Here is a 12,523-nt window from a genome sequence, read left to right on the forward strand (position 1 = left end):
GGTGTACACGAGGACTACAAGTGTCAAAAAATAAGGGATTTTTAGCTTCACCAATTCTTCACCACGATATTTAAAAATGGATGATTTTATGTGAAATGGGTGTAAATGAGTGCAAGTAGTGTGCGTGTTTGAAGGAGGTAACACGTTTCCACGGCATTGAGGGCTTAGTGAGGTTAAACTCGTGGAGGTTCGACTCCTCTCAACCGCATACAATGAAGCTAGTACCAGAGCTATAGGAGCTTTGGTGCTTTTTTATTTTTATGCAGGTACCGGAAATAATTTAGAGAATGTTTATGTAATGACTAACTTTTGTCCCAATTTGGCAATAATGTATTTAAATAAGAGGGAGTGATTTCATTGTTAGATATTCAATATATTCTTTCACATACTGATGAGATACAGACGGTTGCCGATCAGAAAGGGATTAAGCTTTCTGTTGAATCACTAGTTAAAACATATGAAGAAAGAAGAACACTAATACAACAAATTGAAAACATGCGAGCTACTAGGAATAATTTAACTAAAGGGATATCGGTCTTAGCAAGGGAGAAGAACAAAGCGATTGAAGCGAAAAAAGAGGACGTCCGTGAATTAAATCAGCGAATTAAAGAAGATGAAAAACACCTAAATGAGGTACAGAATTCATATAATGGTCTTATGAATTTAGTTCCAAATATCGTTTCTAAAGATACACCAATAGGATTGTCTGATGAGGATAATGTAGAAATAAAAAGAGTTGGTGAAGTTCGTGAATTTAATTTTGCAATAAAAGATCACATGGAATTAGCAGAAATACACGATATGTTTGATATACCAAGAGGAGTAAAAGTTGCAGGGACTCGAAATTACTTTCTGAAGAATAAAGGACTAACCTTACATAGAGCAGTTCAACAATTAGCCTTAGATGTCTTACATTCAAAAGGATTTACTCTTATGGATGTTCCTATAATGGCTAATCGAAATGTATTGTATACTTCTGGTTTTTTTCCTACAGGTGAAGATCAAACTTATCATCTAACAAAAGATGATAAATATCTAGTGGGGACTTCAGAAGTACCTTTGATTGGTTATTATAGTAATGAAGTTATAGATGTTAAATATCCTATAAAGTTAGCAGCGGTATCTAATTGCTTTAGGCGTGAAGCGGGCTCTGGTGGGAGAGATGTAAGAGGTTTATACAGAGTACACCAATTTGCTAAAGTTGAACAGGTCATACTCTGTAAGAATGATTTGGACTTATCAAACCGTTTACTTGAAGAAATCACTAATAATGCAAAAGAAATCTTAAATCTGCTAGAACTGCCTTATAGAGTGGTATCTGTATGTACGGGTGATTTGTCTCAAAAGAACTACAAACAATATGATATAGAAACATGGATGCCAAGTCGAGAGAGCTACAACGAAACTCATTCGTCATCTAATGTGTTAGACTTTCAAACCAGACGTTCAAGTATTCGTTATAAAGATGAAGAAGGGAAAACGCACTATTGTTATTCTTTAAATAACACGGCTGTAGCTACGCCAAGGATATTAATACCTCTCATGGAAAATCACCAACAAGAAGATGGATCAATATATATTCCAAAAGCTTTAAGAAAATACATGTATGATGAGGAATATATAAAACGTAGTAATTGATAGTACCCAAGCCTTAGAGCTTAGGTACTTTTTTAATTGTTTAATGTAGAAGTTTATACCTTTTTTTTATATGCGAATAAACCTGATTCAATATCTTTAATGCAGGTAATGGAATAAGTTTGGTGAATGGTTAAGAGGTAATAATAAACTTATCAATCAGGGAGGTCATTCTTTGGGGGGCAATGAGCATTTTGTTTATCATATTGTTACAAGAAAAAGGATGACAGTGGGACAGAAGTTTATTTTTGAGAAGCAACATTATAATGCATTATATCATTTCTTTTTTGAGAGAGAAAACTTAAATTCTAATGGTGAGGATTTTATTAAGATTCTACATGAAAATTACTCAGGTAATGAAATAAATTTAAACAATGAAAATGCACAGGTAGCAATAAATTATGTTGGGCAAACCATTCGAGCAATTAGAGAAGTAGTAGTTGAATTGGTGAGGTTACAAGAATATCCTGAATATCCTTCAAGGTTATCATGTCTATATGCAGCAAAAAGTTATGAGGAATCTTTAAAATGGAAAGAGTTATTTGATTCATATAATCGAAGGGTTTTGCAAATAGTTAAATTGCGAGTTATAGGTAATTATTTTGAGGGTGACAGTAGCTTCTTACCAAGAGAAGATGCAATTCCATTTGCTCGGAAAATTGATCAAGCTAAAGAATATTGGAAAGGGAATATAAAAAGTGAGCTACCTGAGATACTAGTTGATGGTGAAATTGAGGTAGTGGAAGTAATTGAAGATTTCTCTCAGAATACTTATATTTTTTGATGTTTACACTAAGGCGAATAAATATATATTATTAATTAAAAATGTTCGTGTTTTTTTGGGGTGATTCTTTCCAAAATCTTTCCATAGCCATATGATTTAAACTGAAATAGGTGTAAAAATGAAGGGTTTTATATAAGTATATGAGGTTAGTGTAGTCATTTCTAACGATTCGCAAAATTGAGGGCTCAGTGAGATAAAACTCGTGGAGGTTCGACTCCTCCGGGCCGCATATGTTTTAAAATTGTTATGACGGTCCCAAAGCCTTAGAGCTTAGGGACTTTTTTTATGAATTGATTCATAACGAGTGGAAATAAAACTTGTGGTTAAATGTAAAATTATATCTTCGTATTGCTGAAATACTCGAAGAAGTTATACGTATCACCTTCTAATGGGTTTTCTTTCCAATCATCATGCAATCTTCTTTTTTCGCTTGTTAAATAAGGTGATTTTTTTAATTCAACTAGATTTTCTTTGTAAAGTTTACTTAGATATTCTAAGTGGACTGTTTTCTCATCTGTGATAAGTTCATTCGTTTTCCTATATAATTCAATGATGGTAACGCTATACCTTTGGGATGTAGCAAATGCAAGGTCATGCCAATCTAACGATTGATAGAAAAGTATCCTATCTTGTAAGGCAATTAAAATATCATATTTTTTAATACTAAATTTTTTATTCATTATACTTTCAGGGTTTTTTCTATAAAAATAAAGTTTCTCGTTTGTAACTATCATTTGTTCTGCGCGGTATAAGACCTTATGAATAAAAGCTTCATCCTCATGGATTAATTTTGAAGGGAAAGATACTTCCTTAAAGAGCGATCGCTTAAAAATTTTCCCGCACGCCATAGTTCGGGATGTTCCCTTTCCTATTAAGCCTAAGTGCATTTCTTTTCCACTGTAAATTTGTGTATCTCTTAAATCTTCAATTGGTTCTGTCATATTTCCATCTCTGGTAAAAGCACATTGAGCTATACAACATTTATATTTAATACAAAGATCGTAAAGAACTTCAACCATATTGGATGAAATATAGTCATCAGAATCAATATAAATTATATAATCACCATTAGCTTTATTTGTACCTAAATTGCGTGTGTCTGATAATCCACTATTAATTGTATTGTGATAAACTTTGATTCGTGCATCTTGTTTGGCTAGAGTATCACATATGACTCCACTATTATCAGTTGATTTATCATTCACCAATATGATTTCTAGATTTGAATAACTTTGATTTACAATAGAATTTACACATTCAGTAAGATAATCTTCAACATCATATACTGGGATAACTATACTTATTAAGTGTTTCATTAAAGTTACTCCTTTGGAATTCTTTAATAGACCTTATGTACCTGTCATTAAAAGTATAAGAAATTACTCACCTCTAAACTCAACTAACATTTATATTCATTGTCTTCTCTATTATTCATTCACATCTAATGTAAACAAATAAAGTAAACGCTGTCAATTAAGTGTTTTTAAAACCCATATTTTTTAGGTGTTGGAGTGCTGGTTTTTAGATAGATATTTGTGATTAGTTAGCATAGACACTTCTAACGTTTCGCAAAATTGAGGGCTTAGTGAGGTTAAACTCGTGGAGGTTCGACTCCATTAGGCCGCATACCAGTAGTACCAAGGCTTTTAGAGCTTTGGTACTTTTTTTTGAGTTTAATAGGTGATTTAGGTGTGGTTCTTTTCGTTTTTATTTTTTTACAAAAGACTATGTTGTTCGGAAATAACTTAAAAATAGAAAATGAAATAGATTACATTAAAGAATTAGAGATAGATGATCATGAAATGAGATATTAATATATGATTATTGACTTTTAAGTATACATGAAGTATAAATAACGTATGTTATATAACAATTGTTATATATGTTGGTTACTATATTTTATGAAAAAGTAGAGTGAGGACGTTTCTATTGAGAAGCTCAAAAGTATTCTCATACTATGAAATCAATTACTTAAGGAGAGGGAGTTATAAGTCTACCCTCTGATTTAGAAAGAATTATTGCAAAGTAAAAATACAGGACCTCTGTTACCGTTATGCTCGTGGGGCAGATCGACTGGATGCTGAAAGTTAGGCATCTTCATTATGGGAAGATGGTACCTTAGTTAGTAGATGAATATAAAATTTAAAATTCGATATAAAATGAGGTGAAATCATGCCACCTAAGAAGAGAATTAATAGAGAGGACATAATTTCTGTTGCTTTTCAGCTTATAAAAAGTGAAGGATTAGAAAGTTTAAATGCTCGTAATTTAGCTAAGAGGCTCGGCTGTTCTACGCAGCCAGTTTTTTCTGAATTTAAAAATATGGAAGAACTAAAACAAGAGGTTTTTGAGCAAGCAGGGTATTATTTCTTAGAATACCTTGAACATGCCACTTCATCTTACAACCAATTATATAGTTTTGGTTTGGCTTTCATTGATTTTGTCCAAAAGGAAAGGAATTTCTATCAACTTATCTTTATGTCAGGTGCTTTAAATAACATTAACATCCTAGATGTTTGTAAAGCTAACTATAATCTTGTAACCAACCTAGCTGAACATTACAGTTTAAGTTTTAGAAATACTGAGAAAATGTTTACTCAACTCCTTTTATATTTGCAAGGCATTGCAGCAGTCCTATACGCGAATGAAGAAGCATTCCAAACTGAAGAGATAAAGGAATATTTGAAAGATGCCTGTGAAGCTTTCTTAGAAATTTACAAAGAGAAGTAATATTACGATACCATTAACCGGATCATCGGTAGAAGTAAAAATACCAGCCGGAGCAATAAATAAAAGTGCAATCAGTTATGGACCAGTTTACAAGGTTGTTATATAAAATTTACTAAGAATAATCACATATAAAGTAAATAGGTATTTTAAAATTAGGGGGAAGTTTGTATTGAAGATAGCAGTAATTGGAGCAACAGGAGCCACAGGGGAAGCAGTGTTAAATAGGGCTCTTGAATTAAATCATGAAGTTATAGCCGTGGCTCGCAGACCAGAAAAAATTGTTAATGACTCTAGACTTACAATAAAACAAGGAGATGTCTTAGATCTGCAAAGTATACAAAATGCTATTGAAGGAGCGGATGCCGTTATAAGTTGCATAGGTCCGCCAAGCAACAACTCTCAGAATAGTTCTATACATGGCTTAAAAAATTTCGTAGCAGGTATGAAGGTTATGAGGGCAAACTTCACACCAGGGACAGTTATGTCAGAAGGAATACCTAATATTGTGAAAGCTTGTAAACAAGCTGGCGTCAAACGATTTGTTATGCAAAGTGGAATCAATTTAACTGATGGAAAAGAACTGAATGCAGCTAATAGAGTCATGGTTAAAATAATGAGAACGATCTTTTCGAATGCAATTAAAGATAAAGAAATAGCTGAAAAGGCCGTGATACAATCTGATCTTCAATGGGTGATTGTTCGTGCTTCTGTGCTTAAGTACGGATTGAAAAGTTTAAAGTATACTGCAGGTCCGAAAGCTCGTATCGCGCCACTCCAACAATTACCATTTGCAGATTGTGCTGATGGTTTAGTTAGAGCGGCTTCGAGCGAAGATGAATGGATTAAAAAAATTATCAACGTAGGAAAATAGAGAATACTAGTGAGTTTAAAGAGTCGGTAAGTAAGTTTTCTTAATGATGATCGTTACATTAGGGAAGCACTATATAACAAGTGATTGTGGAACTAAATACTCGAAACTTGATCTGAAATCTTCATTAAATATTTTTAACGATTATACAGGAGCTGTCATTTCAATTTATGTTGAGATGACTTTTTATTGTTTATACAACGTTTGTAGAATTCGGTTTAAACAAGCCATACGATTTAAACTGAATTAGATGTAAAGATGAAGGGTTTTATATAGATAAATGAGAAGCACCAAGGTTTTTAGAGCTTTAGTGCTTTTTTGTTGTTTGTTATATAAGATAAAGATAAAATAACGCATCGTTTTTTATAGATGAAAAATGGTTATGATGTATGATTAGGTAGCTCTACTTAAACTAAAATGTTATACATAATTTAAAATGTAGACTTTTATTAAATATAAAGGAGGTATAGATAACTTTGAAAAGTTTATTTTTACGTCATAATCAGTTGCTTATACATCAAATTAGTAATGAACGTCATACTCCCAATCACTCACATGAGAACGTAGAAATTATATATATATTAAAAGGACAAATGAGCGTCTATATGGATCAAGAAGAATATGTACTCGAGAAGAATGATATTATTAGCATAAATTCAAATGGAGTACATTCTTTAATTCCAAAAGAAGAAGAAACACTATATATGGTCTTTCATTTAAATTATAAAATGCTTACAGGGTTATTGGATGAGAAAAAGATCTTATTTATATGTAATTCTTCGATAGAGAAAACACCTAATTATCTCCCTCTTCAATCTTATATTGATTCTTATCTTAGGGTCTCTTATGAAAATAGTTATTATAAAGATGTTAGTCTTAACAAATTATCTTACCAGTTGGTAGAATATCTGGTTCAACATTTCTCTGTCTCTTACAATCAACCGTTATCTCTAGATCATAAAAATAAGAATCGAAAAAAGGAGATTGAAGAATATATTAAATCGAATTATTATAATGGATTAAGTTTAAAAGATCTGGCCGATTACTTTTATCTCTCACCAACATACGTATCTAAATACTTTAAAGAAGTATTTGGAATGACCTTCTTAAAATATCTAAATAAAGTGCGATTAAATCATGCAATTAATGAGCTTTCTAGCACAAATTATTCTGTTACTTCAATTGCTATGAATACTGGATTCCCTAATGTAAGCTCCTTTATAAAAGGGTTTAAAGACGAATTTGGGACAACTCCACATGAATATCGATTGAGAGAAACTGTGACTCAAAATGAACAAGAATCTGTATTACTAGATACCTTCACAGAAGAGATTGAAAAGTTGCTTGAGGATAATCGATTAAAACAAATGAATTTTGATATAGATCAAGAAGAATATAAAATGGATCTGAATCTAGAAAATAAGAAACCATTTAATCGATACTGGCGTAAGACAGTTAATTTAAGTGAAGCATCTAGATTAATGAATTATAACTCAGAAGAACAAATCACTCAGATCAAGAAAGACCTTGATTTTGAGTACGGAAGAGTATGGGGTGTGTTTTCGAAAGAAATGAAGCTTGTTAAGTCAGGGAGATTGGATGAAATCAACTTTTTTAATATAGAAAGAATTTTTGATTTCCTTATGAATGTAAATATTAAGCCTTATATTGTTATAAACGCTGAGGTGGATACGCAATTTTTGAGGTTAACTGATCATCATAATGAACAAAAAACAATAGATGATTTTCTTTCTGTTTTCCAAGCATTTATCTCTCACATTGCTAATCGATATGGACTTTCACAAGTAGAAAATTGGTGTTTTGAAATTACGAATGGGTCTGAAAATGAATATGGTCAGAGTGATGACTACTTTTATTTCTTTAGCAGCATAAAAAAAATTCTAAATCAATTTTCAAATCATTTTAAAATAGGGGGATCCGGGCTTCCTATTAATTTTAAAAACGATGAACTCAGAATGTTTTTGAAAAGTTGGTTTAGCCAACAACAAAAACCAGATTTTCTAAGCTTTCATTCAAATCCAGAAGTTTCCCATGAATTTTCTAATGATAAGGATATTAGAAAACTTCTCGATGGGCAGTATATTAGAAATCAAGTATTAATAGCCAAAAGTATATTAAAAGAAGAAGAGCTATTTATTGAAGAAATTCAGATCCCTATTTGGAACTTCACACCATCTCATCACACCATTCTTAATGACAGTTGTTATAAAGGAGCCTATGTCATAAAAAATATAATAGACTGTTATGATCTTGTTGATGCAATGGGTTATTGGTATGCATTAGATTCTATATCTCCTAGTTCAAACACTCCACAACTTTTATATGGGAGTCCAGGGCTTCTAAATAAGCAAAATTTAAAAAAGCCTTCTTACCATGCTTACGTATTCCTCAATATTGGGAGGGGGAAATATTTTCTTGGAAGGAACAATAATAGTTTAGTCACAACAGATGGTTCTGATAATTATTTTATTGTCTGCCATAACTGTGGTCATCTTAACTACAAGTACTTTATGGATCAATACACAATGGATAATCTGAAAATGTATGATGATATCTTTGAAGAAGAAGAGAAAAAAGTCTATAGTTATAAAATTAGTAATGTGAAGAATGGAATATATAAGGTTAAAATTCAATCGGTTAATGAAGAATCAGGAAACTTGCAAAAAGAATGGACCAATATGAATTTAGGTGCAGATATTAGTAATAGTGAAATTCAGTACTTGAAAAACATAACAGTGCCAAGAATTAAAATTAAACAAATAAAAGTCGAAAATGGAATACTAGATCTTAAAACAACGATTGGTAGAAACGAATTTCAAAGTGTAAGAATTTCTTATCAGTACTAATACTGTCTGAGTAGATTCAGCCTTCAGGGTACATAGATTTCCTCTGAAGGCTTTTCTTGGTTCATTAAACATGAATTCATTATGAATTATTAATGTAAACTAAAATTATGATGAAAGATAGTATTATTTCAATGTAATTTATGATTAAAAATGAGTATTTACCACTAAATAAAAGCGCTATCATGAGGGTGTAATCATCATTGGTATTAAGAGGGGGAGAAAAAATGCAGCATGAAAAATTAGCACAAAGCATCCTTAAGAATTTGGGTGGAAGTAGTAATGTAGAATCAGCTACGCATTGTGTAACGAGGCTGAGACTTTCTATAAAAGATAAGACAAAAGTAAACGATGAAGCTATAAAGAATATGGAAAATGTAAGCGGTACAACGAATAGTGGAGGCCAGTATCAGATTATTATTGGACCAGCAGTAGAAGAAGTATATAAAGAATTTGAAAAAATATACGAAGGAAATTCGGGTACTTCATCTAGCAAAAAAACAGAAGAAGGGAATCAAAAAAAGAAAAATATATTTAGTCGGGTTGTAGACGTTCTTATTAGTTGCTTTGCACCTGTAATTCCAGTAATAGCTGGTTCAGGGATGATTAAGGTATTAATTACAATTCTATTGACTACAGGTGTATTTAAAGAAGATAGCCCAACTATCAGTATTTTAGCTATTCTCGGAGATGGTGTATTTTATTTCCTTCCATTTTTTATAGCTTTTACAGCAGCAAAGAAATTCAATGTAGATCATTTTACAGCAATGGTTATGGCAGCTATACTACTTCATCCAAACTTAGTAGCATTATCAGCTGAAGGAGCTACATTTACTAGTTTCTTAGAAATTCCTTTGTATTTATTTAATTATAGTGCACAAGCGATACCAGTTATCTTGGCAATATGGTTGATGTCATACGTCGATCCGATTGCTAATCGTATGAGTCCTCCAGTTTTTAAAGTGTTTTTAAGACCTATGATAACCATATTAATTGTGGCACCTGTTATGTTAATTCTATTTGGTCCTTTGGGAGCTATTTTAGGTGATTACTTTGGTCAATTTGTAGAAGTTATGAATACATGGGGATGGATTGCAGTAAGTATCAATGCTCTTATATTTCCTTTTCTAGTTATTACAGGAACGCATAATGCAATGATCCCATTAATAATAACGATGTTTGCAACGAACGGTTACGATCCTATTCTACTTGTTAGTGGGTTGTTAGTTAACATCGCTCAAGCTGGAGCAGCTTTCTCTGTAGCGATGAGAACAAAAAGTCTCGCTATGCGTGGTACAGGAATATCTGCTGGGGTTTCGGCATTATTTGGAATCACAGAACCAGCTTTGTATGGAGTCAATCTTAGACTGAAACGTCCTTTTATTGCTGTACTGATTGGGTCTGCTTTAGCTGGAGTAGTAGCAGGTTTAGCAGGAGTAACAGCATATTCTTTCGTAAGCCCGAGTGTCCTAACTTTACCAATCTTCATTGGTCCTGAAGGCTTCATCTCACTTGTTTGGGCTATCGTAGCTATGCTATGTGCATTTATTTTAACTTTTATTTTAGTTTGGATTATGGGGTTCAAAGATCCTATCGATGATAATAACTCTGAAAAGTCAGAGGATACCAATGATCATGTACATGAGTCTGACATTAAGGTATTTAGCCCTTTAAAAGGAGAAGCAGTTTCTTTAGAAAAGGTAAATGACGAGACATTTGCTTCTGGTGCTATGGGTAAAGGTGTTGCCATTATGCCGTCAGAAGGCAAAGTTGTGGCTCCTTTTGAAGGAACTGTTCAGGTGGTTAGTAACACAAAACATGCCGTAGGATTAGTTAGCGAAAGTGGTATGGAGCTACTTATCCACGTTGGAATTGATACTGTTGAACTTAAAGGTGAGCATTTTCAAACTCGAGTTGAAGTGGGCAACCATGTGAAAAAGGGAGACGTCTTATTAGATTTTAATCTAAAAGAGATTCAGCAGCTTGGTTACGATACAACAACTTCTATCGTTATTCTAAACTCAGATAAATATAGTGATTTAACGATTGAAAATGGAGAAATTGATTTTGGAGAAGCGATTATAAAATAATGAGTACGGATAGGAGATAGAAAGATGGAGAAGAATTTTCCTGAGAACTTTTTATGGGGAGCTGCAACATCTTCCGCCCAAATAGAAGGCGGTTGGAATGAAGGTGGCAAAGGTGCCAGCGTAATGGACATACTAGGCGGGAGCATTAATGGTAGTGTGTTTAGAAACCAAACGAAAGAAGTTATGCCTGATGTTTTTTACCCTAGTCACGTAGGCGTTGACTTTTATCATAATTTTAAAGAAGATATTCGAATGTTTTCAGAGCTTGGGCTAAAAGCCTATAGAATGTCTATCGCATGGACTCGTATTTTCCCTAATGGAACTGAGCATACTGCGAATGAAGAAGGTCTAAAATTCTATGACGATGTATTTGATGAGTTAGCTAAATACAATATAGAACCGATTGTCACGATCCTTCACTATGATGCACCGCTCAATTTAGCCAATGAGTTTGGAGGTTGGCCAAATCGCAAAATGATTGATTTTTACGTAAAGTATTGTGAGACACTATTTACTCGCTACAAAGGAAAAGTAAGGAACTGGATTACTTTTAATGAAATTAATTGTTTATTGGTACCGTTTAGTATATTAACAGCAGGAACCGTGAATATGGATTTGAAATCAGAAGATAATACAGATCAACTTAGATTTCAGGCCTTGCATAATCAATTCGTGGCAAGTGCATTAGCTGTACAACTAGGTCATAAGATTGATAAAGATAATAAAATTGGTTGTATGATTGCTTATATGTGTAATTACCCACTAACGTGCAGACCAGAAGATATATTAATGGCTCAAAAAGAAGATCAAATTAAGAATATGCTAAGTGGAGATGTACAAGTTAGAGGGGCATATCCTCGATTTGCTAAACGTTATTTTAAAGACAATAACATTAAAATTGAGATGTTACCTGAGGATGATGAGATTCTCAAAAAAGGAACCGTTGATTTCTACTCATTAAGCTATTATATGACAAACTGCATTGGGACTGATGAAACCCAAGAAAAAACAGCTGGTAATCTTGTATATGGAATGAAAAATCCCTACTTAGAAGCTACAGAGTGGGGATGGCAAATTGATCCATTAGGCTTAAGATGGGTTTTGAATAACGTATATGATAGATATCAACTTCCAATAATGATTGTAGAAAATGGAATGGGCACTGCTGATGTAGTTGAGAATGGCGAAATTAATGATGATTACCGCATCGATTATCTTCAAAAACATATTAAACAGATTTCAGAATCACTTGAAGATGGCGTAGAAGTGATTGCTTATACACCATGGAGTGCTTTAGACTTAGTTAGTCTTTCAGGTGGCACTATGAAGAAAAGATACGGGTTTATCTATGTAGATAAAGACGATCATGGCGAAGGAACTTTGAAAAGAATTAAGAAGAAATCCTTCTATTGGTATAGAAATGTGATTGATACAAACGGAGAAGAAATCTAGGCAAAAACGGTTTTAGATTCACTTTATCTAGAGAACATTTCTATTTCTAACTCATGTGAAAAGTGTCAAAGTGTTAGAGCTTTGATGCTTTTTTTTTATA

General features: G+C 32.8%; 8 protein-coding genes. 7 read left to right on the forward strand and 1 reads right to left on the reverse strand.

Going from position 1 to position 12,523, the window contains the following annotated elements; genetic code table 11:
• Positions 1–357: 357 nt before the first annotated feature.
• Together serS and J2S05_RS16695 are read left to right on the forward strand one after the other, a co-directional pair.
• On the forward strand, positions 358–1,638 hold the full coding sequence (gene serS / locus J2S05_RS16690; protein ID WP_306984793.1) for a serine--tRNA ligase: 1,281 nt from the start codon (positions 358–360) through the stop codon (positions 1,636–1,638).
• Between the two features lie 172 nt (positions 1,639–1,810).
• Positions 1,811–2,419 (forward strand): DUF2441 domain-containing protein, encoded by a 609-nt coding sequence (locus J2S05_RS16695; protein ID WP_306984795.1) that lies wholly within the window; start codon positions 1,811–1,813, stop codon positions 2,417–2,419.
• Between the two features lie 335 nt (positions 2,420–2,754).
• On the opposite strand, the gene J2S05_RS16700 is transcribed toward J2S05_RS16695, so the two are convergent.
• A complete protein-coding gene (locus J2S05_RS16700; RefSeq protein WP_306984797.1) occupies positions 2,755–3,735 on the reverse strand; it encodes a glycosyltransferase family 2 protein in 981 nt (326 codons plus the stop codon).
• 856 nt (positions 3,736–4,591) lie between these two features.
• Between J2S05_RS16700 and J2S05_RS16705 the strand changes: the two genes are divergently transcribed.
• From J2S05_RS16705 to J2S05_RS16725, 5 genes are all read left to right on the forward strand, one after another.
• Positions 4,592–5,149, forward strand: a complete 558-nt coding sequence (locus tag J2S05_RS16705) for a TetR/AcrR family transcriptional regulator (RefSeq protein WP_306984799.1) — start codon at positions 4,592–4,594, stop codon at positions 5,147–5,149.
• A gap of 169 nt (positions 5,150–5,318) precedes the next feature.
• Positions 5,319–6,020 carry an NAD(P)-dependent oxidoreductase gene (locus tag J2S05_RS16710; protein ID WP_306984802.1) on the forward strand — a complete coding sequence of 234 codons (702 nt, stop codon included), beginning with the start codon at positions 5,319–5,321 and terminating at the stop codon, positions 6,018–6,020.
• Positions 6,021–6,493: 473 nt separating this feature from the next.
• The gene (locus tag J2S05_RS16715; protein ID WP_306984804.1) at positions 6,494–8,884 is read left to right on the forward strand and encodes a GH39 family glycosyl hydrolase; all 2,391 of its coding nucleotides are present in this window, start codon (positions 6,494–6,496) and stop codon (positions 8,882–8,884) included.
• Between the two features lie 224 nt (positions 8,885–9,108).
• Complete coding sequence (locus tag J2S05_RS16720) at positions 9,109–10,971, forward strand: beta-glucoside-specific PTS transporter subunit IIABC (RefSeq protein ID WP_306984806.1); 1,863 nt, start codon at positions 9,109–9,111, stop codon at positions 10,969–10,971.
• 24 nt (positions 10,972–10,995) lie between these two features.
• Positions 10,996–12,423 (forward strand): glycoside hydrolase family 1 protein, encoded by a 1,428-nt coding sequence (locus tag J2S05_RS16725; RefSeq protein ID WP_306984809.1) that lies wholly within the window; start codon positions 10,996–10,998, stop codon positions 12,421–12,423.
• The last annotated feature ends 100 nt before the right edge of the window (positions 12,424–12,523 follow it).

The sequence above is a fragment of the Alkalicoccobacillus murimartini genome, assembly GCF_030813245.1.
In the GTDB taxonomy this organism is placed as follows: Bacteria; Bacillota; Bacilli; order Bacillales; family Bacillaceae_D; genus Alkalicoccobacillus; species Alkalicoccobacillus murimartini.